At 73.2% G+C, this 22328-nt stretch carries 18 protein-coding genes and 2 pseudogenes; 9 read left to right on the top strand and 11 right to left on the bottom strand.

Features of this window, described 5'->3' with window-relative positions; genetic code table 11:
* The first annotated feature begins 90 nt into the window (after positions 1 to 90).
* Positions 91 to 1272 carry a saccharopine dehydrogenase family protein gene (locus ACFC02_RS30900; protein ID WP_376364396.1) on the top strand — a complete coding sequence of 394 codons (1182 nt, stop codon included), beginning with the start codon at positions 91 to 93 and terminating at the stop codon, positions 1270 to 1272.
* 358 nt (positions 1273 to 1630) lie between these two features.
* Here the strand turns inward: ACFC02_RS30900 and ACFC02_RS30895 are convergent, their stop codons facing one another.
* From ACFC02_RS30895 to ACFC02_RS30885, 3 genes are all read right to left on the bottom strand, one after another.
* A complete protein-coding gene (locus ACFC02_RS30895) occupies positions 1631 to 2332 on the bottom strand; it encodes an endonuclease V (RefSeq protein ID WP_376364393.1) in 702 nt (233 codons plus the stop codon).
* Positions 2333 to 2465: 133 nt separating this feature from the next.
* The gene (locus ACFC02_RS30890) at positions 2466 to 2792 is read right to left on the bottom strand and encodes a plasmid stabilization protein (RefSeq protein ID WP_376364390.1); all 327 of its coding nucleotides are present in this window, start codon (positions 2790 to 2792) and stop codon (positions 2466 to 2468) included.
* A 70-nt stretch (positions 2793 to 2862) separates the two neighbouring features.
* Positions 2863 to 3954: a WD40/YVTN/BNR-like repeat-containing protein gene (locus tag ACFC02_RS30885; RefSeq protein WP_376364417.1), complete on the bottom strand. Its 1092-nt coding sequence runs from the start codon at positions 3952 to 3954 to the stop codon at positions 2863 to 2865.
* Between the two features lie 429 nt (positions 3955 to 4383).
* Between ACFC02_RS30885 and ACFC02_RS30880 the strand changes: the two genes are divergently transcribed.
* The gene (locus ACFC02_RS30880) at positions 4384 to 4800 is read left to right on the top strand and encodes an SsgA family sporulation/cell division regulator (RefSeq protein ID WP_360964299.1); all 417 of its coding nucleotides are present in this window, start codon (positions 4384 to 4386) and stop codon (positions 4798 to 4800) included.
* Positions 4801 to 4899: 99 nt separating this feature from the next.
* On the opposite strand, the gene ACFC02_RS30875 is transcribed toward ACFC02_RS30880, so the two are convergent.
* The gene (locus tag ACFC02_RS30875) at positions 4900 to 5589 is read right to left on the bottom strand and encodes a GPP34 family phosphoprotein (protein ID WP_376364386.1); all 690 of its coding nucleotides are present in this window, start codon (positions 5587 to 5589) and stop codon (positions 4900 to 4902) included.
* Between the two features lie 325 nt (positions 5590 to 5914).
* On the opposite strand from ACFC02_RS30875, the gene ACFC02_RS30870 reads away from it, so the two are divergent.
* Both ACFC02_RS30870 and ACFC02_RS30865 read left to right on the top strand, forming a co-directional pair.
* Positions 5915 to 7540, top strand: coding sequence for an ABC-F family ATP-binding cassette domain-containing protein (locus ACFC02_RS30870; protein WP_376364383.1), 1626 nt, complete (start codon positions 5915 to 5917; stop codon positions 7538 to 7540).
* A gap of 373 nt (positions 7541 to 7913) precedes the next feature.
* The gene (locus ACFC02_RS30865; protein WP_376364381.1) at positions 7914 to 8888 is read left to right on the top strand and encodes an acyl-ACP desaturase; all 975 of its coding nucleotides are present in this window, start codon (positions 7914 to 7916) and stop codon (positions 8886 to 8888) included.
* 82 nt (positions 8889 to 8970) lie between these two features.
* Here the strand turns inward: ACFC02_RS30865 and ACFC02_RS30860 are convergent, their stop codons facing one another.
* On the bottom strand, positions 8971 to 9252 hold the full coding sequence (locus tag ACFC02_RS30860; protein WP_376364378.1) for a WhiB family transcriptional regulator: 282 nt from the start codon (positions 9250 to 9252) through the stop codon (positions 8971 to 8973).
* A 216-nt stretch (positions 9253 to 9468) separates the two neighbouring features.
* On the opposite strand from ACFC02_RS30860, the gene ACFC02_RS30855 reads away from it, so the two are divergent.
* Positions 9469 to 10263, top strand: coding sequence for a VOC family protein (locus tag ACFC02_RS30855; RefSeq protein ID WP_376364375.1), 795 nt, complete (start codon positions 9469 to 9471; stop codon positions 10261 to 10263).
* Between the two features lie 54 nt (positions 10264 to 10317).
* On the opposite strand, the gene ACFC02_RS30850 is transcribed toward ACFC02_RS30855, so the two are convergent.
* The 3 genes from ACFC02_RS30850 to ACFC02_RS30840 form a co-directional block, all read right to left on the bottom strand.
* Entirely contained in the window at positions 10318 to 11388 is a 1071-nt protein-coding gene (locus ACFC02_RS30850; RefSeq protein WP_376364372.1) for a LacI family DNA-binding transcriptional regulator, read from the bottom strand.
* A gap of 132 nt (positions 11389 to 11520) precedes the next feature.
* On the bottom strand, positions 11521 to 12489 hold the full coding sequence (locus ACFC02_RS30845) for an ornithine cyclodeaminase family protein (RefSeq protein ID WP_376364414.1): 969 nt from the start codon (positions 12487 to 12489) through the stop codon (positions 11521 to 11523).
* 23 nt (positions 12490 to 12512) lie between these two features.
* Entirely contained in the window at positions 12513 to 13463 is a 951-nt protein-coding gene (locus tag ACFC02_RS30840) for a multicopper oxidase domain-containing protein (RefSeq protein WP_376364369.1), read from the bottom strand.
* 189 nt (positions 13464 to 13652) lie between these two features.
* Between ACFC02_RS30840 and ACFC02_RS30835 the strand changes: the two genes are divergently transcribed.
* Together ACFC02_RS30835 and ACFC02_RS30830 are read left to right on the top strand one after the other, a co-directional pair.
* Complete coding sequence (locus ACFC02_RS30835) at positions 13653 to 16139, top strand: ThuA domain-containing protein (protein ID WP_376364366.1); 2487 nt, start codon at positions 13653 to 13655, stop codon at positions 16137 to 16139.
* On the top strand, positions 16136 to 18340 hold the full coding sequence (locus ACFC02_RS30830) for an OmpL47-type beta-barrel domain-containing protein (protein WP_376364362.1): 2205 nt from the start codon (positions 16136 to 16138) through the stop codon (positions 18338 to 18340). The genes ACFC02_RS30835 and ACFC02_RS30830 overlap by 4 nt, the downstream gene beginning before the upstream one ends.
* Positions 18341 to 18383: 43 nt before the next feature.
* Here ACFC02_RS30830 and ligD read toward each other — a convergent pair whose 3' ends face one another.
* Positions 18384 to 19415 (bottom strand): non-homologous end-joining DNA ligase, encoded by a 1032-nt coding sequence (gene ligD, locus ACFC02_RS30825; protein WP_376364359.1) that lies wholly within the window; start codon positions 19413 to 19415, stop codon positions 18384 to 18386.
* A gap of 75 nt (positions 19416 to 19490) precedes the next feature.
* Here ligD and ACFC02_RS30820 point away from each other — a divergent pair, with 75 nt between their 5' ends.
* Positions 19491 to 20561 (top strand): ATP-dependent DNA ligase, encoded by a 1071-nt coding sequence (locus ACFC02_RS30820; RefSeq protein ID WP_376364356.1) that lies wholly within the window; start codon positions 19491 to 19493, stop codon positions 20559 to 20561.
* Positions 20562 to 20574: 13 nt separating this feature from the next.
* Here ACFC02_RS30820 and ACFC02_RS30815 read toward each other — a convergent pair whose 3' ends face one another.
* Positions 20575 to 21765, bottom strand: coding sequence for a zinc-dependent alcohol dehydrogenase (locus ACFC02_RS30815; RefSeq protein ID WP_376364353.1), 1191 nt, complete (start codon positions 21763 to 21765; stop codon positions 20575 to 20577).
* A 115-nt stretch (positions 21766 to 21880) separates the two neighbouring features.
* Positions 21881 to 22037, bottom strand: a pseudogene (locus ACFC02_RS30810) (MarR family transcriptional regulator); the annotation flags it as partial.
* Here ACFC02_RS30810 and ACFC02_RS30805 point away from each other — a divergent pair.
* Positions 22036 to 22161: pseudogene (locus tag ACFC02_RS30805) on the top strand (carboxymuconolactone decarboxylase family protein); the annotation flags it as partial. The pseudogenes ACFC02_RS30810 and ACFC02_RS30805 sit on opposite strands and share 2 nt — an antisense overlap.
* Positions 22162 to 22328 lie beyond the last annotated feature (167 nt).

The following is a 22328-nucleotide window of genomic DNA, read 5'->3' as shown; positions in this document are numbered from 1 at the left end:
CGCCACCCGAGCCGTCGGCCCCGGCCCCTTCACGCTAGCCTCGGCCACCGACAGTGGCGCGGGATGCGGTCCGGCGGAGCGAGGGATGTCATGAGCAGGCCGAAAAAGACGGAACGTCCGTACGACATCGTGCTCTTCGGAGCCACGGGGTTCGTGGGGACCCTCACCGCGCAGTATCTGGCCGCGCACGCCCCCGAGCAGCTGAGCTGGGCGATCGCCGGACGCAGTGAGCGCCGCCTGGAGGAACTGCGCGAGCGGCTGCCCGGCGGCGCGGACGTCGGAGTGCTGCGGGCGGACGTCGCCGACCCCGCCTCGCTGCGCGCACTGGCCCGGCACGCGCGCGTGGTGGCGACCGCCGTGGGCCCCTATGTGACTCACGGCGAGGAACTGGTCGCCGCCTGCGCGGACAGCGGCACCGACTACCTGGATCTCACCGGTGAGCCGGAGTTCGTCGACCTGGTGTACGTGCGGTACGACACGCGCGCGCGGGAGACCGGGTCACGGCTGGTGCACGCCTGCGGGTTCGATTCGGTGCCGCACGACCTCGGCGCCTACGTCACCGTGCGGGAGCTGCCCGAGGGGGTGCCGCTGACCGTGGACGGGTTCGTCCGGGTGGACGCGGCCTTCTCGGGCGGGACGCTGGCCTCGACGCTCAACCAGTTCGCCCGCCCCCTGCGGATGCGGGCGGCCGCCCGGGACCGCGCGCGGCACGAACCCCGGCTGCCGGGCCGGCGGGTGTCCGCGCCGGTCGGCGCCCCGCGGTTCGCGGCGGAGGTCGGCTCGTGGGCGCTGCCGCTGCCGACGCTCGACCCGCAGATCGTCCTGCGCTCGGCGCGCGCGCTGCAACGCTACGGTCCCGACTTCCGCTACCGCCACTACGCGGCCGTCCGCCGCCTGCCGGTCGCCCTCGGCGGCGCCGCCGCCGTCGGCGCACTGGCGGCGGCGGCGCAAGTGCCGCCCGCGCGGCGCTGGTTGTCCGGGCGGATCGGTCCGGGGCAGGGGCCGAGCGCCGAGCGGCGGGCCCGGAGCTGGTTCTCGGTGCGCTTCGTGGGCGAGGGCGGCGGACGGCGGGTGTGCACCGAGGTGGCGGGCGGGGACCCGGGGTACGACGAGACGGCGAAGATGTTCGCGGAATCGGCCCTCTCTCTCGCGCTGGACGAACTGCCCGGGACGGCAGGACAGGTGACGACGGCCGTGGCGATGGGCGACGCGCTCGTCGAGCGGCTGCGCGGGGCCGGGATCACGTTCCGCACGAGGGTGCGGAGCCGTTAGGGCGGCCGGGGCCGGGCTCGGGCTCTGCCCGGGGCCGTGGCTGGAGCTTTGCCGGGAGAAGGCGCTGCAGCTTTGCCCGGAGCCGGGCCCGCGGACCGGGCGCCCCCGTGGGAGGCCTCGGGGTCCGGACGCCCCGGAGGGAGGCCTCGGGGTCCGGACGCCCCGGAGGGAGCCCTCGGGGTCCGGACGCCCCGGAGGAAGGCCTCGGGGTCCGGACGCCCCGGAGGAAGGCCTCGGGGTCCGGACGCCCCGGAGGAAGGCCTCGGGGTCCGGACGCCCCGGAGGACGCTCCGCGCTGCGGGCTCTGCCGGTGGGAGCCTCCGGGCGAGAGGACGTCCACCGGCCCCCTCGGCCTCTGTCACGCCTGCGCGGTGGCCTCCTTGAGCGCCCGGCGGCACAGGGCGTCCGCCCTGCGGGTGGTCTCGGGCAGCCGGTAGCCGGGGGTGAGGGCCAGGGTGTGGGCGCAGGCGTTGTCCAGGGTCACGCGGTGGCCGACGGAGACGAAGACGGGCTTGACTCCGTCGCGGGTGCGCAGGGCGCGGCCGACCTCGTCCCGGCCGTCGGCCAGGAGCGGCGCGACGCTGCCGCGCGGGGCGTCCGGGTCGTCGTAGGTGAAGGTGAACGGGTTCTTCGCGACACCGATCGTCGCAAGCCCCGTCAGGACGCCGAGGTGGCTGGCGAGGCCGAAGCGGCGCGGGTGGGCCAGGCCGTAGCCGTCGCAGACGACCAGGCCGGGCGGCCGGTCCAGGGCGGCGAGGGCGGCGAGCACGGTGGGGATCTCCCGGAAGGCCAGCAGGCCGGGCACGTACGGGAAGGAGATCCGGCCGACGGCGGTGGCCTCGGCGACGACCTGGAGACTGGCCGCGTCCAGGACGACGGCCGCCGCGGCCACGACGTCACGCTCGTCGTCGTACGCCACGTCGACACCCGTGACGTGGCCGCCTCCCGGTTCCGGGCCGCGTTCGTCCACCACCACGCGGGTGCGCAGGGCGTCCTGCGCGGCCAGGGCCTCTTCCTCGGTCGCGGGCCAGCCCGCCGGGATGCCTACGGTCGTCGTCATGACGGACGAGCGTACGGCGCGGGGGAGGCGGCCGGGTACGGAGGGGGAGCCGGCCGGGGGCGAGGGCCGGCGGCGGGGCGGGGCGGGCTCGCCGTTGGTGCGGGGGCGGGCCCGTCCCGCTCGCGGGCTCGGCTCAGTGCTTGCCCAGCGCCTGCTGGAGCTGCTGCTTGTTCATGTCCGAGCGGCCGTGGATGTTGCGCCGCTTGGCCTCCTCGTAGAGCTGGTCGTAGGTGGGGCCCTCGGAGCCCCGGCCCGAGCGCTGGCCGCCGCGCCTGCCGGAGGACATGTCCTGCGTCGAGGTGCGGCTCGCGGTCTTGGACTCGCCCGAGCGGGCGCGCTCCTTGTTCACCGTGCGCGCGGCGATCTCCTTGGCGCGGCCGGTGCTCTCTCCCCGGTCCTGCGCGCTCTCCCTGATGTGCTCGTACTGGCGCTCCCGCTTGGAGCTGGAACCGCGTGGCATACCGTTCACTTCCTCTCTGTCAAGGAACGGATACCCGCATCCTGGAACAGTTCGTCATATCAGGCGATATTCAATCCTCCAGTCGAGCGATCCGGCCCTTCTCACCGGATGCCCAGCAGCCGCCGTCCCAGGCGCAGTCCACGGTGTCGTACGAACCGGTGTCGAGCGTGCGCCAGGTCCGGCCGCCGTCGAGGGTGAGGTCGGTTCCGGTGGGGCCGACGGCGAGGGCACCCGCACGCGTGTGCGGGAGCCAGGCGGCGCCGGAGCGGTAGGCGGGCGGCGGTGCGGCGGAGGGCCGCCAGGTACGGCCGCCGTCCGAGGTGGTGGCGGACGCGTTCGGGGACGCCTGGCCGGGCCGGTAGTCGCCGCCGACCGCGAGGCCGTGCGTCCGGTCCCGGAAGGCGAGCGCGAAGACACCCTTGGCGGGGTCGCCCGCCGGAACCGGCGCGTCGGTGGCCCGCCAGGTCAGCCCGCGGTCCGAGGAGTGCAGCACGCGCGCGCGTGCGCCTCCCCCGGTGGCGAGCCAGGCGTCCCGCGGCCCGGCGGTGGCCAGGCACTGGCCGCTCGCGGCGAACCCCGCCTCGCCGGGCTGCGCGGCCGGCATGCCCCGGTCGGGCAGGACCTTCCAGGAGCGCCCGCCGTCGCTGGTGGACAGGGCGCGGAACCTGCCGTCCACGGGGTCGCTCATCGCCAGGCCGTGCCGGTGGTCGAAGAAGGCGAGGCAGTCGTAGAAGGCGCGGGCGTCGGTGTTGCGGAAGGACTCCGTCCAGGTGACGCCGCCGTCGTCGGTCCGGTACACGCGCGAGGCCTCGCCCTCGCCGACGGCCAGGGCCACGGCCCGCCGCGCGTCGAACGCCTCGACGTCCCGGAACTCAAGAGTCGCGGCGCCGGCCGGTGAGACGTTCCGCCAGGAGGCGCCGCCGTCGGTGGTCCGCAGCACGGTGCCGCCCGTGCCGGCCACCCAGGCGGTGGTGCGGCTGACGGCCGACAGACCGCGGAAGCGGACGTCGGGCGTGCCCCCGTCCTCGAGCCGCCACTGCGGTGCGTGGGGGCGCTGCGCCCGCGGCCCGGTGTGCTCCCGGCCGGCCGCCTGCGCGGGCACCGCCGCCAGCGCGGCGAGCACCGTCACGCCCACGGCCACGGCCGGCACCCGGCCGGTCATCCGCTTCGTCCGGACCACCCCGTTCATCCCGGCCATCCGGATCACCCCGGTCGTCCCCGTCATCCGGATCATCCGGCTCGTCTGCACCGTCCCGTTCATCCGGTTCGTCCGGGTCATCCGGCTCGTTCGTCGCATCGCTCCCAAGTGCCTCAGCCTCATGGCGGGCGAAGCTAGCCCACTCCCCCGGCGGCGTCCAGACGGCCACTGAACTCCAACTTCCCCAGTACGTAGGGCGGTCGGGCCACCCCGGAAGGCCCGCGGACCGGGCTCCGGCCGGGAGACACCGGTCACTTCCATGCATGAACGCGGTGACCGAGGTCACTCGCTCCCTGTGTGCACTCAACGGCTGATTCAGTCGTCTCTTCCAGTGCCCGGCTTCATCCACCCGGACGTGTCCCGAGCCGTCAGACGTCACAAGGGAGCAAGGCGTTGTCCACCGTCATCGAGCAGACCGTCGAGGCGCGCCTGGTCGCCGCCGCGCCGCGGATGCCCAGCATTCCGGCCACGCTGCACTACGACCGCAGCGACCCGTTCGCCGTACGCATGACCTTCCCCGCGCCCGCCACCCTGGAAGGCGTGGAGGTCTGCTGGACCTTCGCCCGCGACCTCCTGACGGCCGGGCTGCGGGAGCCGGAGGGACACGGCGACGTCCGCGTGCGGCCGTACGGCTACGACCGCACCGTCCTGGAGTTCCACGCCCCGGAGGGCACCGCGGTGGTGCACGTCCGCAGCGGTGAGATACGGCGCTTCCTCCAGGCCACCCGCGACCTGGTGCCCGTCGGCTCGGAACACCGCCAGCTCGACCTTGACCACGACCTGGCGGTGCTGATGCGGGACGCCTGCTAGGACGGTTCTCCGGCTGCCGGGGCCACACGGTGTCCGGGTCGACGGCCCCGGGCACGGAGCCGCCGGGACGGGCCGTCCAGGCGCCCGTCGGGGGACCGTTCAGGCGCCCGCCGGGGCGGGGGCCGAGACCGCCGCCGCCCGCAGGGCGATGCGGATCTCGCGGACGACCCGGTGCAAGGCCGGGTCCCCCGCAGCGCTGCGTTCGGCCAGTTCCTCGACCCGTCGGCGGTGGTGACCGCGGTCGCCGCCGGGCAGGACCGTGCTCAGGTCCGCGGCGAGCGCGAGGACGACGACGGCCGCGTCCCGCTCGGAGACCTCCGCGACGGGCCGCCCTCCTTCGAGCACCTGCCGCGCCCGCGCGCGCAGCGCCCGGGCGACGTCGACGCGCTCCAGGGTGTGCTCCGCGGCGGGCAGCACGCCCAGCAGGCGCCGCTTCCCCGCGCGCAGCCATCCCCCGGCTGCCAACTGCCCGTGTACGTCCCTCAGCGTGTACCCGGCCCGCAGGGTCACCCAGGTCCGCCAGGGGCGGGGCCGTGACTCGCGGACGAGTTCGAGCAGGCCGTCCAGTGCCGGGTCCCCGGCGCCGGCGTCGAGGTCGAGGGGGGTGGCGATGCCCCCGTCGTCGACGAGCAGCCCGCGCTGGGCCAGTTCGGTGAGGGCTCCCGCCCGGACCAGGTGGTCCGGACGGCCGGGGCCGGCCGGTCGTGACGGTGCGGGGTCCCAGGCCAGCAGGCAGAGCCGGGCGGGCAGCGAGAGCGGGTGCGGTGACGCGGGCGAGCCGTGGGGCATGGGCCGGCTGACCTCCTTCAGCGGGCGGGCGCGGAGCCCGCCGGAAACCCGTTGACAGCCGTACCCGTGCTTCGTACGGTGTCCAGCGGTTCTGTTGCCGTAGATCGGAGAAGGACGTTGCTCGTCTGAGGTCCCAAGACACCGCGTCACACCCCACAGGTGTGTGCGTCGCGTGCGACCTCGGCGTCCGAGCCGTCCTGATGGAAGTCGGCCCAGGGCCTTTCTCATGCCCTGCGCAGCCCGTCCTACACGGTGCCCGTCGTCTCGCGGTGTCTTGACACGCGTTCGCCCCCCGCCCACCGCATCCAGCAACCGCGAGGCGCTCATGTCAGCATCCCTCACCTGCACCTCCCTGTCCTTCACCTGGCCCGACGGCACGCCGGTCCTCACCGGTCTCGACCTCGCCTTCGGCCCCGGCCGCACCGGGCTCGTCGGTGCCAACGGCTCGGGAAAGTCCACCCTGTTGAAACTGATCGCGGGCGAGCTGACCCCGTCCGGCGGTGTCGTCCGCGCGGCCGGCGAGATCGGCCACCTCCCGCAGAACGTCATCCTGGACACGGCGCTCCGGGTCGACGATGCGCTCGGCATCGCCGGGCAGCGGGCGGCGCTGCACGCCATCGAGGCGGGCGACGCCTCGCAGGAGCACTTCGAGACCGTCGGCGACGACTGGGACGTCGAGGAACGCGCCCTGGCCACCCTGGACGGGCTCGGACTGGGCCACATCGGCCTGGACCGCACCGTCGGCGAGGTGTCCGGCGGCGAGTCGGTGCTGCTGCGGCTGGCCGCGCTGCTGCTGCGCCGGCCCGACGTCCTGCTGCTGGACGAGCCGACGAACAACCTCGACCTGTACGCGCGGCGGCGGCTGTACGCGGCCGTCTCCGCCTGGCCCGGCACGCTGGTCGTGGTCAGCCACGACCGCGAACTGCTGGAGCTGGTCGACCAGATCGCCGACCTGCGGGCGGGCCGGATCACCTGGTACGGCGGCAACTTCTCGGCGTACGAGGAGGCCCTGGCCGTCGAGCAGGAGGCCGCCGAGCGCATGGTCCGGGTCGCCGAGGCCGATCTGCGCAAGCAGAAGCGCGAGCTTTCCGACGCCCACGTCAAACTGGCCCGCCGCAAGCGGTACGGCCAGAAGATGTACGACACCAAGCGCGAGCCCCGGGCGGTGATGAAGCAGCGCAAGCGCACGGCCCAGGAGTCGGCGGGCAAGCACCGCGTCATGCACGAGGAGAAGCTCGCCGAGGCCAGGGAGCGGCTCGACGAGGCGGTGGAGGCGGTGCGCGACGACGACGAGATCCGCGTCGAGCTGCCGTACACGGCGGTGCCGCCGGGCCGTGCCGTCCTCACCCTGCGCGAGCTGGAGTTGGCGTACGGCGCGCGCGTGCGCGGCGGGCTGGACGTGGGTGGCCCCGAGCGCATCGCGCTGGTCGGCCGCAACGGCGCCGGCAAGTCGACGCTGCTGCGCACGGTGGCCGGGGAGCTGGAGCCGGTGTCCGGGGAGGCGACGGCGCACGTCCCGCTGCGGTTCCTGCCACAGCGGCTGGACGTCCTCGACGGCGAGCTGAGCGTCGTCGAGAACGTGGCCCGCTTCGCGCCGGGTGCCACGGACAACCGGATCCGGGCCCGCCTGGCCCGCTTCCTGTTCCGGGGTGCCCGGGCCGACCAGATGGCGGCGACGCTGTCCGGCGGCGAACGCTTCCGGGCCTCGCTGGCCGCGCTCATGCTCGCCGAACCCGCGCCGCAACTGCTGCTGCTCGACGAGCCGACGAACAACCTCGACATGACGAGCGTGCGCCGGCTGACGGCCGCACTGGAGTCCTACGAGGGCGCGCTGGTCGTGGCAAGCCACGATCTGCCGTTCCTGGAGTCCGTCGGCATCACCCGGTGGCTGCTCCTGGCGGAGGGAGAGTTGAAGGAGACCACACGGGAGGCGATCGCGGAACGGGCATAGGGGCCGCGCCGAGCGGGAAGCCGGAGGGGTGTGACATGACTCTCGGTGCGGCGGCGGGAGGTGTATGCCCGGCCGGGTGAACGGGGCGCCCCTCCGGCGCCGGGACCTGCGTCTTGCGGACGCCTCGCACGGCCTGTCAACTTCCGCGGACCGGTGGCCTGATCAGTGATCTTTACGGCCCCCTTAACCTACGGCTTCGTAACCTACGGGTTCGTAGCCTACGATCCCGTAGGTTCATGGAACCGGACCGGCACCGCTCGCCGGGTCCTTCCCGTTCGTCCTGTTCGTCCCGTCGTCTCCCCGCTCGCTTCCCGTCATCCCTTCCGCTGGTTCCCGCCGGCGTCGCCCGGCACGCGCGTCCCCTGGAGTTGCCTTGACCATCACCTCTCCTCACCTCGGCAGTTCGTCCGCCTGGACCGACGCGCGGCTGCTGTACGCGCTGGAAGAGGTGGTCGAGAAGGAACTCGACCGGCACCTGAAGACCACCAAGGACTGGATGCCGCACGAGTACGTCCCCTGGAGCGACGGCCGCAACTTCCCCGGTCTCTTCGCGGACGGGGAGGCCTGGGGCAAGGAGCAGTCGAAGGTGACGGAGATCGGCCGGATCGCCCTCGTCGTCAACCTGCTGACCGAGGACAACCTGCCCAGCTACCACCACGAGATCGCCACGCTGTTCGGCCGTGACGGCGCGTGGGGCACGTGGGTGCACCGCTGGACCGCCGAGGAGGGCCGGCACGGCATCGTGATGCGCGACTACCTGCTCACCTCGCGCGCGGTCGACCCGGACAAGCTGGAGCAGTTCCGGATGGCCCACATGAGCGAGGGTTTCGAGTCCGACAACAGCCACTCGATGCTGCACTCGGTCGCCTACGTCGCCTTCCAGGAACTGGCCACGCGCATCTCGCACCGCAACACCGGCCACCAGTCGGGCGACCCGGTCTGCGACCGCATGCTGGCGCGCATCGCGGCCGACGAGAACCTGCACATGATCTTCTACCGCAACCTGCTCAAGGCGGCCTTCGAGATCGCCCCCGACCTCACCATGCAGGCGGTGCGGGACGTCGTCGTCAACTTCCGCATGCCGGGCCACGGCATCCCCGGCTTCGAGCGGGCGGCGGCGCAGATGGCCATCGGCGAGGTCTACAACCTGCGCATCCACCACGACGACGTGCTCCAGCCGGTGCTCCGCTTCCTGAAGGTCCTGGAGATCGACGGCCTGGGACCGCAGGGGCGGCAGGCGCAGGAGGAACTGGGCCTGTTCATGGGCGGGCTGAACGCGGAGGCCACCACGTTCGACGAGAAGCTGGCGGCGCGCAAGGCGCGGATGGCGGCACGGGCGCGCGGCTGACCGGGCGCGCGGCTGACCGGGCGCCGGACGGGACGGGTCCCTGAGCGGCGGAACCGCGGCGGGTCCTGCGCGGGAACTCCTTCTAGTGGGCCGCCCGCCGCAGGTCCTGCCGCTCCTTCTCGGACAGGCCGCCCCAGACGCCGAAGCGCTCGTCGTTGGCGAGCGCGTACTCCAGGCAGGCAGGGCGCATCTCGCACATGCCGCAGATGCGCTTCGCCTCGCGCACGGAGCTGCCGGGCTCCGGGAAGAAGAAGTCGGCCCCGGTCTGCGCGCACAGGGCCTGGGCCTGCCAGGCGGGGGCGGCCGGGGCAGCCGGGGCAGCCGGGGCAGCCGGGGCAGCCGGGGTGATCGTGTCGATGTGCATGAGCGAGATCGTGCCGGGCGGCGAAAAACGTTCGATCAACGCGGGATCAACACCGCCTCCCGCTGCCCGCGCCCTGCGGTGCTCCCCTGATGATCGCCACGCGGACCGCTCCGGCGCACGGCGGCGCGCGGAGCGGACCGGCTCCGGCAGCGATCGCCCGGGGGCGGTGCGAGACTCGGCAGAGCAGACGACGGGACCCTTCGAAGGAGGGCGACGATGCTCACCACCCGTTTCGTGGACGGCGCTCCGAACTGGATCGATGTCGGTGCCCGCGACCTCGACGGCGCCTGTTCCTTCTACGGCGGCCTCTTCGGCTGGCAGTTCCGCTCGGCGGGGCCCGACGCCGGCGGCTACGGCTTCTTCGAGCTGGACGGGAGGACCGTGGCCGGCGGGATGCGGACCACGGCGGACCAGGGCCCGCCCTCCTGGACCGTGTACTTCCGGTGCGGTGACGCGCAGGCCACCGCGCAGGCCGCCGGGGAGGCGCACGGCAGGGTGCTCGTGCCGCCGACGGACGTGATGGGCCAGGGCCGCATGGCCCTCCTCGCCGACCGGGCGGGCGTGCCCTTCGGCCTGTGGCAGCCGCAGCGCCGGAAGGGACTGGACAGGGCCGGCGAGCCGGGCTCGCTGTGCTGGGTCGAGCTGTACACGCCGGACGTCGCGGCGGCGGCCGCCTTCTACCACCGGGTGCTGGGGCTGGGGACCTGTGCGGTCTCGTTCCCGGACGGCTCCTACACGGCCGTCCATCCCGCCGAGGGCGGCGAGGAGGCCATGTTCGGCGGCATCGTCCCGCTCGGCGACGACCCGACCGAGGCGGCGTCGGGCGCGTACTGGATGCCGTACTTCGACGTCGCGGAGGCGGACGCCACCGTCGCCAGGGCCCGGGAGCTGGGCGGTACGGTCCGGATGCCGGCCACCGGCATCCCAGGCGTCGGCCGGGTCGCCCGGCTCGCCGACCCGGACGGCGCCCGCTTCGCGGTGCTCCAGCCCGCCCCGCGGCAGCGGACCTGAGCGAGCGGTACGGACCGGGCCCGCGCCACCCTGCCGCACAGGTCGAAGATCAAGTTAGGCCGAGGCGCGACGGATCAGGGTGGTGGGCAGGACGATGCCGCGCCGGGCCTGCGCCGTGCGTTCGCCCGGACAGCGGTCGTCGGGGCCGTGCAGCAGGAGGCGGGTCATCAGGCGGCCCATCTCCTCGATGTCCTGGCGTACGGTCGTCAGCGGCGGATCGGTCTGCTCGGCGACGGGCAGCATGTCGTCGAAGCCGACGACGGCGACGTCCTCGGGGACCCGCAGTCCGCGTGCGCGCAGCACGCGCAGGGCGCCCGATGCGGTCAGGTCGTTCGCGGCGAACACCGCGTCCAGTCCCGGCACCCGGTCGAGTAGCCCGCGCATGGCGCGCTCGCCGCCACCGGGCGTGAAGTCGCTCTCGACGACCAGCCGCGGGTCGTCCTCGCCCACGACCTCGCCCATGGCGTCCCGGTAGCCTTCGAGCCGGTCCGCGGCCGATGTCTGGTCCAGGGGCCCGCAGATGTGGGCGATGCGCCTGCGGCCGAGGCCGGTGAGATGCCGTACGGCCGTCCGGGCGCCGCCCCGGTTGTCGCTGTCGACGTACGCCACCCGGTTCGCGCTATCCTCCCCCTCCCCCGCGCCGTCGCTCCAGCCGGGCCGCCCGCCGAACACGGTCGGCACACCGGCGCGCCGGATCAGTGCGGGCAGCGGGTCGTCGAGGTGGAGGGAGAAGACCAGTGCACCGTCGACGTGGCCGCCCGCGAGATAGCGGCCGACCCGGGCGTGGTCCTCTCGTCCCTCCGTCAGCAGCAGGACGCGCTGCGCGTCGTGGGCCGTCAGTTCCTTGCTGATCCCGCGAAGCTGCAGCGCGAAGAAGGGGTCGGCGAAGACGCGGGTCTCCGGTTCGGCGATGACGACGGCGACGGCGTCGTGCCGCTTGGTCACCAGGCTGCGGGCGGCCTGGTTGGGGACGTAGCCGAGTTCCTCCACGACCTGCCGGACCCGCTCGGCGAGCGGCGCGCGCACGCCCTCCGCACCGTTGACCACCCGTGAGACGGTGGCCCTGGAGACACCCGCCCGCGCGGCCACGGCCTCCAGGGTGGGACGCGGCGCGGGCTCGGTCACTTCGGGACTCCTCACGGGCGGCTGCGGATCAGGATAGCCCCGCGGCCGTCCCCTGTCGGGAGCGCTCTCCGGTCGGGCCGGCGAGCCTGCCGACCCCGGCGGCTCGCGTCGGTCCCGGCATCCTCCTGGGCCTCACCCGAGCAGATCCACCCGCTGCCCGGTCCCCGACCGTTCGGCGCGTTCGTACGCCTGCCAGGCCAGTGCCAGGTCCTGCCACGGCAGGCCGACAGGGGCGTAGACCGTGATGTCCGACGGGTGGGTCCGGCCCGGGTGGGCGCCGGTCAGGATCTCGCCGAGGGTGGCGTCGACGGCCGTGGCGGGCAGGCCGGCGGTGGCCGGGGCGCCCGTGAGGGCGGCCAGTTCGCGGTCGTCGACCACGAGCAGCGCCGTGCCCAGCAGGTCCGCCGCCGGTTCCCGCTTGCCCGGCTCGTCGGAGCCCAGGCTGGTGAGGTGCATCCCCGCCCGCGTGTCCGCCGCCGCCGGCAGGGGGCGCCGCGACCAGGTGGCCAGGACGACCGTGTCGGCCACGGCCGCGACCTCGGTCGCCGAGGCCGGTGCCCGGCCACCGTGCCGGGCGGCGAACTCGGCCGCGCGGCCGGGGTCCGCGTCGTGGACGACGAGGTCGCGGCGGCCCCGCAGGGCGTCCAGTGCGCGCACCGTCGCCTCTGCCTGGGCGCCGGCCCCCACCACGCCGAGCACCGCCATGTCCCCCTGCCTGGCCAGGAGATGGGTGCCGAGGGCGGCGGCCGTCCCGGTGCGCCAGGCCGTGAGCGTCGCGGAGTCCAGCAGCGCGAGGAGTTCCCCGTCCCGGCCGCTGTGCAGGCAGATCACTCCGCGCAGGGCGGGGCGTGCGCCGGGGAACTTGGCGTTGACCTTGACGGTGTAGGCGTCGATGCCGGGCAGCAGGCCGGGGATCAGCGCGGTGGCCGTGCCCGGGAAGGGCAGGTCGGTGCGGACCCGCTGCCCCTGGACGGAGGTGTGCGGCGCGTCGCGGAAGCCCTCGCGCAGGGCGTCGGCGCAGGCAGCGGGGTCCAGGACGGCGTTCAGGGCGCGACGGGTGAGGAGAAGGGTGACCCGCCCATGATCCCGCCCATCGTCCAGCCCCTGATCCCGCCCCTGATCGGTCAGCTTCCGTGCTGGTGCGGGTCGTACCCGGGGATCGTGCCGTCCGGCTTCCGCACCAGGAACAGGCCCACCATGCCCATGTCGGAGTGGCTCTGCACGTGGCAGTGGTACATCCACGCGCCCGCGCCGACCCCCTCGCCCGCGAGCACCTGGAAGCCGAAGGAGTCCGCGGGGCCGACGATCTTGGTGTCGATCACGCGGCTCGGGTCGTCGGGGCCGGTGAGCAGGCCGGTGCGGTTGTCGGCCCAGCGGTGACCGTGCATGTGGAACGTGTGGTAGTACTCACCGTGCGTGATCATGACGAACTCGACGCGGTCGCCCACCGTCGCCTCGAAGTCGGGTCCGCTGTGCGGGGGGCGGTTGTTGATCGTCATGTCGTTGAAGACGACCGTGTGCGTCGCGTCCGGCAGCACGTCGCCCCTGCGGCGGACGACCACCGGCCCGTACAGGCCCTTGCGGATGCCGACGGTGCCGTGCTCGGTGCCGACGACGTGGTCGTGGTAGTGCCAGTAGCCCGCGCTGCCCGGCCGCCAGGTGCCGTCCCCCCGGCGGCCCGGGGCGTGGGTGCGCCAGGTGTAGGTGCGGGTGCCGCCGGGTTCGACGTCGCTGTGGTTCATCTTCGTGCCGTCGCTGGTGATCTCGTAGTCCAGGCCGTGCACGTGCAGGCTGGCGGCGACGTCCATGGTGTTCTCGAACTCGATGTGCAGCGTGTCGCCCTCGGTCACTTCGATGAGCGGGCCGGGGACCGTCGCCCGGCCCTTCTCGAAGCCGTAGCCCATCTGCCCGTCGGCGAGTTTCTCGGCGTACAGCCTGATGTGCCGCACCTCGCCCCCGGCCGGTGCGGTGCGGGGCGGGGTGGCCGCCGCCCGTGCCTCCACCGACGAGGACAACGATGTCGCGACGGCCGCGCCGCCCAGCAGGACCGTCCGGTTGAACACTCGTCTGTCCATGCGGAACTCCCCAGGCTCGTACGGGTGGTGCGAAGGCGTACCTGTGACGAACCTGTGCGACGGTACCGGCCGTTCGCCTGTTTATCCACACTCAGGACAAAGTTCGTTGGATTGCGGTCATAGGTATTGGCGTGCCGTGCAAAGGCGCCTAGCTTTCTTGTCGCTGTTGCCGTGACCGAGGAGGTGCCCATGCACTTACGAGGGTTGAGCGCAAGAAGCACACGAGGCCGGGTGTGGGCCGTCGGCGTGACCGCCGGGGTCATGGCGGCCGGGCTGCTCGCCGCACCCGCCGCGCAGGCACGCCCCGACCCGGGGGCCCTGCCGACAACGATGTCGATCAAGTCGCCACCGGGCGGCTCCACCGTGAAAGTCCTGGTCTTCTACGGGTCCGCCGCAGCCGGTGACGAGTCGCCCGTGGTGAACGCCGGGATCGAGGCGATCGAACAAATCGGCCGGTCCGGGCCGGCCGGACAGCGCTTCGGGATCGAGGCCACCGACGACGCGTCGGTCTTCACGAACACCACCCGGCTCGGCCGCTACAACGCGGTCGTGTTCCTGACCGGCGGCGGTGACGTCCTGGACCCGGACCAGGAGGCGGGCCTGGAGGCCTACATGGAGGCGGGCGGCGGTTTCGTCGGCATCCATGACGCGGCCCGCGCCGAGCCGTACTCCGACTGGTTCACCGGGCTCATCGGAGCCCGTCCGGCCGCGAACAGCCCGACGGCCGTGCAGCGGGCGACCGTCGAGGTGGGCGACCGGCGCCACCCGGCGACCAAGGACCTGCCGGTGCAGTGGAAGCGTCTGGACCAGTGGCCGAACTGGGTGAAGAACCCCTCCGGCGAGGTGCACACGGTGGCCCGGGTGCGCGAGTCGACGTACCAGCCGGGGGCCGGCGCGGGCGGCTGGGACCATCCGGTCAGCTGGTGCCGGGACTACGACGGCGGCCGGTCCTTCTACACCGGCATGGGCGGCACCGCCGCGTCCTACGACGAGACGGACTTCCGCGCCCATCTGCGCGGCGCCCTGCTGTGGACCACCCGGCTGGTGCAGGCCGACTGCAAGGCCACCATCACCGGAAACTACAAGGCGGAGCGCCTCACCAAGCCCAACCAGCCCGGGCAGAACGACCAGATCGGCGAACCGCACGGCCTGGTCACCGCCCCGGACGGACGGGTCCTGTACATCGGCCGCGGCGGCTCGGACGCCTCCCAGCCGGTGGTGACCGACTGGAGTGACCCGGACGTCGGCAAGGGCAAGGGACAGATCCATGTCTACGACCCGAAGACCGGCAAGGTCACCCTGGCCGGTGAGCTGAGCGTCTTCGGCAACAAGGGCGGCGGCGACGAACTGGTCAAGGTCGAGGAGGGGTTGCTCGGCATCGAACTCGATCCGCGCTTCGAGCAGAACGGCTGGGTGTACCTGCACTACACACCGCACTCGCAGCTAGACCGCGACAAGCAGACGGCAGAGCGCCGCGTCTCCCGCTTCACCCTCGACCTCGCCACGAACAAGCTCGACCTCGCCGGCGAGAAGGTGCTGCTGAAGTGGCCGGTGCAGGTGCACAGTTGCTGCCACGCGGGCGGCGGGATGGCCTGGGACTCCAAGGGCAACCTGTACATCGCGACCGGCGACAACAACTCCAGCGGTTTCAGCGGCGGTTACTCCGGCAACAACCCGCAGCCCAGCTACAAGGGCGTCTCCTTCGCCGACGCCCGCCGCACCGCCGGCAACACCCGCAACCTCAACGGCAAGATCCTGCGCATCCACCCCGAGCCCGACGGGACGTACACGATCCCCGACGGCAACCTCTTCACCGGCAAGGAGACAGCCGAGGGCGGCGGCAAGACGCGCGGCGAGATCTACGTGATGGGTGTCAGGAACCCGGCACGCATCTCCGTCGACAAGAAGACCGACGTGCTGTACGCGGGCTGGGTCGGCCCGGACGCCACCGACCCGTCGCCCACCTGGGGTCCGGCGAAGTACGACACGTTCGCCGTGATCACGAAGGCGAGCAACCGGGGCTGGCCGTACTGCATGGGCGACAAGCAGCCCTACCGCGACCGCAACCTGCCCGATCCGTCCAAGCCGCTGGGCTGGTACGACTGCGACCACCCGAAGAACGAGTCGCCGAACAACGACGGACTCGTCAACCTCCCGCCGGTCACCGGCAACAACATCTGGTACTCGCCCCAGGGCGGCGGCCCGGACTATCCGCGTGACGCGGCCGGTGTCCCGTCGTACCAGAAGGACCAGGCCACCTACAGCCTGCCGTGGCTCAAGGGCGGCGGTCAGGCCGCGATGGACGGTCCCGTCTACCGGTACGACCAGGCCCTCGCGAGCGCCGTGAAGTGGCCCGCGTACTGGGACGGCAAGTGGTTCGTCGGTGACTTCTACGACGCCGACCAGCCGCGCAACGCCGTCCTCATGGACCCGGCGACGCAGGGCGAGGGCGGACTGCCGGTGCACGCGGAGTCGCTGAAGAAGATCGTGCCGGTCGGCAACGACGGCATCAAGAACCTGATGGACTGGAAGTTCGGCCCGGACGGCGCGCTGTACGTCCTCGACTACGGCCGCGGGTTCTTCACCTCGGACTCCAAGTCGGCGCTGTGGCGCGTGACGTACACCGGCGGCGGCCCGACGCCGGCCGCGGACCAGCTGGCAAGGGGGGCACAGTGACACGGCACCGAAGAGTTCTCACGGCGCTGCTGGCCGTACTGCTGACGGCGCTCGGGCTGCAGGCCACGCCCGCCGCCGGACAGCCCGGGCAGCAGCCCCGGGCCGCAGCCGCCCAGGTCCTCACCTGGACCGCCGGCGACGACATCACGAAGTACGCCTCCGCGCCGGCGAGCGCGGTGGCGGGCCAGGCGACGATCGTCTTCGAGAACAGCGCGGCCACCGGCAACACCATGGGCATGCCGCACACGCTGACGTTCGAGACCTCCGACCCGGAGTACAACAGTGACGTCCAGGTCAACATCCTCGCCAATCCGAACGACGACCAGGGCGGCCGGCACACCGCCGAGGTGACCCTGACCCCGGGCCGCTACTTCTACCACTGCACGATCCCCGGCCACAGCCAGATGCAGGGCGTGCTGGTGGTGAGCGAGGGCGGCGGGTCCGACACGACGGCTCCGGAGACCTCGGCGAGCGTGGCGGGCACGAAGAACGCCCAGGGCCAGTACGTGGGTTCGGCGAGCGTGACGATCAGCGCCACCGACACCGGCGGCTCGGGCGTGGACCGCGTCGAGTACGCCGTCGGGGACACGGACGCCTGGCAGCCGTACACCGCGCCCGTCGTCGTCGACCAGGTCGGCGACCACACGGTCCGCTACCGGGCCACCGACAAGGCGGGCAACGTGTCGGCCGAGAAGACCGTCACGTTCACGGTGGTCGCGCCGCCCTCCGACGACACCACCGCGCCGGAGACCTCGGCCACCCTCAGCGGCGAACGGAACGCCGACGGCGCCTATGTCGACATGGCGACGGTGACGGTCTCGGCCTCCGACACCGGCTCGGGCGTCAACACCGTCGAGTACGCGCTCGACACGGGCGCCTGGCAGCCGTACACCGCGCCGGTCATGGTGCACCAGCTCGGCGAGCACACCGTGCGCTACCGGGCCACCGACAAGGCGGGCAACGTCTCCGCCGAGCAGAGCGTGCGCTTCACGGTGGTCTCCGCGCCCGCCCAGGACACCACGGCTCCGGTGACCGGGGTGAGCGTGGACGGCACGCGCAACTCCGACGGCGCCTACGTCGGCAGCGCCCGGGTGAGCGTGAGCGCGGCGGACGAGGGCGGCTCGGGCGTCGCGGGCATCGAGTACTCGCTGGACGGCGGCCCGTACCTGGCCTACTCCGCCCCGGTGGTCGTCGACCGCGTCGGCGCCCACACCGTGGCGTACCGGGCCACCGACAAGGCCGGCAACACCTCCGAGCCGCGGTCCGTGAGCCTCACGGTCGTGGCGGGCGGCGGAGTCCCGGCGCCGGGCTGCCCGGAGTACGACGAGCGGCGCACGGTGATCGTCGGCACGGTCGACTCGGGGGTGCCGAACCGGGTGACGGACAACCGGTGCCGCATCAACGAGCTGATCGAGGACGAGAAGGAGTGGACGTCCCAGGCGCTCTTCCTCAAGCACGTCAAGACGGTCCTGGACCGGTTGCAGAAGGAGGGTGTCCTCGACCGGCGCGAGTACCGGGCGATCCAGAAGGCGGCCCGTCAGTCGGGCATCGGCACCCCCGGCCAGCACACCGGCTACCGCCCGCTCTTCGACGGCAGCGCCGCCTCCCTGGCCAAGTGGGAGCAGGTCGGCGGCGGTTCCTTCGCGCTGAACGCGGACGGCACGCTCACCAGCGGCACCACCACGCCGGGCATGGGCATGCTGTGGTTCCCCGGGCGCAAGTACGGCGACTTCTCACTGCGGTTGCAGTGGCGTGACGACGCCCCCGGCGACGGCAACGCCAACTCCGGTGTGTTCGTGCGGTTCCCGCAGGTGCACGACCATCCGGAGGAGGCACGGCCCGAGTGGGTCGCCATCAAGTACGGGCACGAGATCCAGGAGTTCGACAGCCCGTCCGGCGACATGTACAAGACCGGTTCGGTCTACGGGTTCGACCGGGTGGGCCTCGCCGGGGCCGGTGTCACCCAGAAGGGGACGTGGAACGACTACGAGATCCGCGTGGTCGGCCAGCACTACTCGGTGTACCGCAACGGCACGCTGATCAACGAGTTCGACAACGTCGGCGGCCAGCAGTTCTACCCGCCGCGCTCGGACGACCCGGGCACGGACGGCAGGCGGTTCGACTCCGGCTACATCGGGATCCAGGTGCACAGCACGTCGGACGTCGTCTCCTACCGCGACATCCGGATCAAGGAGCTGTAGCGGCACCTCGGTCAACGGGCTACGGGGCCCGGCCGTCGGGTGATCAGCCGACGGCCGGGCCCTCCTTGTGCGCCTTGGCCCGGCTCGGCTGCACCCGCTTCGGCTCGCCCGGCATCTTCGGGTACTCGGGCGGGTAGGGCAGGTCGCCGAGGCCGTGGTCGCGTTCGTCCCGGGCGGCCAGTTCCAGCAGCGCGTCCAGGCAGTAGGCGTGGTCGTCCATGTCGGCGTGGACGTCGCCGGCCTCGGCGAACCGGGCGGGCATGGTCGTGATGTCGAAGTCCCGCGGGTGGGCGGCGCCGACCTCCTCCCAGCGCAGCGGCGCCGAGACGGGGGCGTGCGGGCGGGGGCGTACGGAGTAGGCGGAGGCGATGGTGCGGTCGCGGGCGGTCTGGTTGTAGTCGACGAAGATGCGGGCGCCGCGTTCCTCCTTCCACCACTTGATGGTGACCTGCTCGGGCATCCGGCGCTCCAGCTCGCGGCCGACCGCGATGGCGGCCCGCCGCACCTGGGTGAAGGTCCAGCGGGGCTCGATGGGCACGAAGACGTGCAGGCCGCGCCCGCCGGAGGTCTTGGGCCAGCCGCGCAGGCCGCCGAACTCCTCCAGGACGGCGCGCAGTTCACCGGCGGCGCGGACGGCGTCGGCGTAGTCGGTGCCGGGCTGCGGGTCGAGGTCGATGCGCAGTTCGTCGGGGTGTTCGACGTCGTCGCGCCGCACCGGCCAGGGGTGGAAGGTGAGGGTGCCGTACTGGGCCGCCCAGACCACGGCCGCCTGCTCGGTGGGGCACATCTCGTCGGCGCTGCGCCCGCTGGGGAAGGTGATGTGGGCGGTCGGGATCCAGTCGGGCATGCCCTTGGGCGCCCGCTTCTGGTAGAACCACTCGCCGTCGATGCCGTCCGGGTAGCGCTCCAGGGTGGTGGGCCGCTCGCGCAGGGCACGCAGGATGCCGGGGGCGACCGCCTGGTAGTAGCGGGCGACGTCCAGCTTGGTGTACCCGTGCTCCGGGAAGAAGACCTTGTCCGGGCTGGACAGCCTGACGGTCCGGCCGGCCACGTCCAGTTCCACCGCTTCGCCCATGCGAGCCACGGTAGGCGTACCCCGCGGGCCTCGCACACCGGGCGGAAGGTGCCCTCCGCGCGCAGAATCGCTTGCATGGACCTGCCCGTGATGCCGCCCGTGAAGCCGATGCTCGCCAAGGCGGTGGCGAAGATCCCGCCCGGCATGCAGTACGAGGCGAAGTGGGACGGGTTCCGGGCGATCGTGTTCCGCGACGGCGACGAGGTGGAGCTGGGCAGCCGCACGGGCAAGCCGCTGACCAGGTACTTCCCCGAGCTGGTGGCGGCGCTCAAGGAGCGGTTGCCGGGCCGGTGCGTGCTGGACGGCGAGATCGTCGTCGCCCGGGAGGGACGGCTGGACTTCGACGCGCTGTCCGAGCGGATCCATCCGGCCGACTCCCGGGTGCGGACGCTGGCCGAGCGGACCCCGGCCTCGTTCGTGGCGTTCGACCTGCTCGCCCTGGACGGCGAGGCGCTGCTCGACGTGCCGCTGGAGGACCGGCGGGCCCTGCTGGTGAGGGCGCTGGAGGGGGTGTCGGCGCCGGTGCACGTGGCGCCCGCGACGACGGACATCGAGGTGGCGCGGCGGTGGTTCGAGCAGTACGAGGGGGCGGGCCTGGACGGGGTGATCGCCAAGCCGCCGGGGCTGCGCTACCTCCAGGACGAGCGGGCCATGTTCAAGATCAAGCACGAGCGGACGGCGGACGTGGTGGTCGCCGGCTACCGCCACCACAAGAGCGGCCCCGTCGTCGGCTCGCTGCTGCTGGGCCTCTACGACGACCGTGGCACCCTCCAGCACGTCGGGGTGTCGGCGGCCTTCCCGATGAAGCGGCGCGCGGAGCTGATCGAGGAACTGGCGCCGCTGCGGATGGACGACGCGGCCGGGCACCCCTGGGCCGCGTGGTCCGAGGAGGCGGCCCACGAGTCGGCCCGGCTGCCGGGGGCGCCGAGCCGCTGGTCGGGCAAGAAGGACCTGTCCTGGGTGCCGCTGCGGCCGGAGCGGGTGGCGGAGGTGGCGTACGACCACATGGAGAACGGGGCACGGTTCCGGCACACGGCGCGCTTTCGCCGCTGGCGCCCGGACCGCACCCCGCGCAGCTGCACGTACGCCCAGTTGGAGGAACCCGTCCGCTACGACCTCGGCGAGATCCTGGGCTCGGCGCCGTGAGCGCCGAGGCCGCTCAGGGCGTCATCAGCACCTTGACCGCGCCGTCCTGCTTGCGCTGGAACATCTCGTAGGCGTGCGGCGCCTCGGTCAGCGGGACCCGGTGGGTGGCGAAGTCGTCGACGCCGAGCGGGTCCTCGTCGGTGAGGTAGGGCAGGACGTCGTCGGTCCAGCGGCGGACGTTGGCCTGGCCCATGCGGATCTGGAGCTGCTTGTCGAACATGGTGAGCAGGGGCAGCGGGTCGGCCGAGCCGCCGTAGACACCCGACAGGGAGATGGTGCCGCCGCGGCGGACCAGGTCGATGGCGGTGTAGAGGGCGGTGAGCCGGTCCACGCTGAAGCGTTCCGCGAGCGGTCCGCTCAGGGCGCGCGGCATCATCGCGGCGGTCTGCTGGACGAGCCGGGCGACATGGCTGCCGTGCGCCTCCGTGCCGACCGCGTCGATCACCGCGTCGGGGCCGCGTCCGTCGGTGCGGTCGTGGATCGCGGCGACCAGTTCCTTCTCGTTGTCGAAGACACGCAGGTCGTACGTCTCAACGCCGCGCCGCTCGGCCCGGGACAGCCGTTCGGGGACCAGGTCCACGCCGAACACCCGTCCGGCCCCGCGTGCGAGGGCGATCCGGCAGGCCATGTCGCCGATCGGGCCGAGGCCGAGCACGGCGACGGTGCCGCCGCGCGGGACGTCGGCGTAGGCGACCGCCTGCCAGGCGGTGGGCAGCACGTCGGAGAGGTAGACGAAGCGGTCGTCGGCGGGCCCCTCGGGCACCTTGATCGGTCCGTACTGGGCCTGCGGCACCCGCAGGTACTCGGCCTGGGCGCCCGGGACCGCACCGTACAGGCGGGTGTAGCCGAACAGGGCGGCGCCCATGTGCTCGCTGGTGACCTGGGTGGTCTCGCACTGGGTCTGCAGGCCCGCGGAGCACATGAAGCAGTGCCCGCAGGAGATCTGGAACGGGACGACCACCCGGTCCCCGGGCTTCAGGTTCGTCACCTCTGGGCCGACCTCCTCGACGATGCCCATCGGTTCGTGGCCGAGGATGTCGCCGGGGGTCATGAACGGGGTGAGCACCTCGTACAGGTGCAGGTCGGAGCCGCACAGTCCGGTGGACGTGATCCGGATGACCGCGTCCGTCGGCTCCTGGATCTTCGGGTCGGGCACGTCCTCCACCCGGACGTCGCGCTTGCCCTGCCAGGTCACTGCCTTCATCGTGTCGCGCCCCTTCCGTCGCGCCGCGCGCCTTGGCCGACGTCCGGGTACCCGGACGGGCACCGGCGAACCGGCGGGACGGCGGGTTCGGCGGGTCCCCTCGGGGCCCCGGGGGTCAGGGGCGCGCCGCGGCCGGTTCCACCGGGTCGCGCAGGCCTTCGGCCGCGTCCGCGACCCGCCGGATCAGGGTCGAAGAACCCGGTCTGCTCCTGGGCGCCGAGCGGGCCGAGGAAGACCTGGTTCATCCGGGCCGTGCGCACGGCGAGCCTGCGGCGAGGCGGGCTGACGCCCCAGGAGATCGGCGCGGTGCTGATCCGGAGTGCCGTGTACTGCGGCGTGCCCGCAGCGGACTCGGCGTTCGCGGTGGCGCAGCGGGGGCCGGCCGAGGAGTCCGGCGAGGGGTGGCCGGGCCGGCCGCACCCCCGGCGGCGGCATCCCGCCGGGCCGGTGCAGCACCCCACCCGGCGGGGGGGGGGGCCGGGGCGGCGGGGCGCGCGCCGGGGGACCGCCCCCCCGCGCCCGGCGGCGCGCCCGGCCGGGCCCCGGCCGCCCCGCCCGGCGCG

Origin of the sequence: Streptomyces sp. NPDC056160, from assembly GCF_042268205.1 — a bacterium.
GTDB lineage: Bacteria > Actinomycetota > Actinomycetes > Streptomycetales > Streptomycetaceae > Streptomyces.
The sequence above is the reverse complement of the archived record's forward strand: the minus strand, read 5'-3'. Positions and strand labels throughout refer to the sequence as shown.

Bases quoted from the DNA above. Each gene is read 5' to 3' on its own strand.
- ligD (WP_376364359.1), bottom strand. From the start codon at position 19,415: ATGGGCGAAGCGGTGGAACTGGACGTGGCCGGCCGGACCGTCAGGCTG.
- ACFC02_RS30860 (WP_376364378.1), bottom strand. From the start codon at position 9,252: ATGCACATCGACACGATCACCCCGGCTGCCCCGGCTGCCCCGGCTGCC.
- ACFC02_RS30855 (WP_376364375.1), top strand. From the start codon at position 9,469: ATGCTCACCACCCGTTTCGTGGACGGCGCTCCGAACTGGATCGATGTC.
- ACFC02_RS30885 (WP_376364417.1), bottom strand. From the start codon at position 3,954: ATGACCGGCCGGGTGCCGGCCGTGGCCGTGGGCGTGACGGTGCTCGCC.
- ACFC02_RS30895 (WP_376364393.1), bottom strand. From the start codon at position 2,332: ATGACGACGACCGTAGGCATCCCGGCGGGCTGGCCCGCGACCGAGGAA.
- ACFC02_RS30900 (WP_376364396.1), top strand. From the start codon at position 91: ATGAGCAGGCCGAAAAAGACGGAACGTCCGTACGACATCGTGCTCTTC.
- ACFC02_RS30835 (WP_376364366.1), top strand. From the start codon at position 13,653: ATGCACTTACGAGGGTTGAGCGCAAGAAGCACACGAGGCCGGGTGTGG.
- ACFC02_RS30820 (WP_376364356.1), top strand. From the start codon at position 19,491: ATGGACCTGCCCGTGATGCCGCCCGTGAAGCCGATGCTCGCCAAGGCG.
- ACFC02_RS30815 (WP_376364353.1), bottom strand. From the start codon at position 21,765: ATGAAGGCAGTGACCTGGCAGGGCAAGCGCGACGTCCGGGTGGAGGAC.
- ACFC02_RS30890 (WP_376364390.1), bottom strand. From the start codon at position 2,792: ATGCCACGCGGTTCCAGCTCCAAGCGGGAGCGCCAGTACGAGCACATC.
- ACFC02_RS30875 (WP_376364386.1), bottom strand. From the start codon at position 5,589: ATGCCCCACGGCTCGCCCGCGTCACCGCACCCGCTCTCGCTGCCCGCC.
- ACFC02_RS30870 (WP_376364383.1), top strand. From the start codon at position 5,915: ATGTCAGCATCCCTCACCTGCACCTCCCTGTCCTTCACCTGGCCCGAC.
- ACFC02_RS30840 (WP_376364369.1), bottom strand. From the start codon at position 13,463: ATGGACAGACGAGTGTTCAACCGGACGGTCCTGCTGGGCGGCGCGGCC.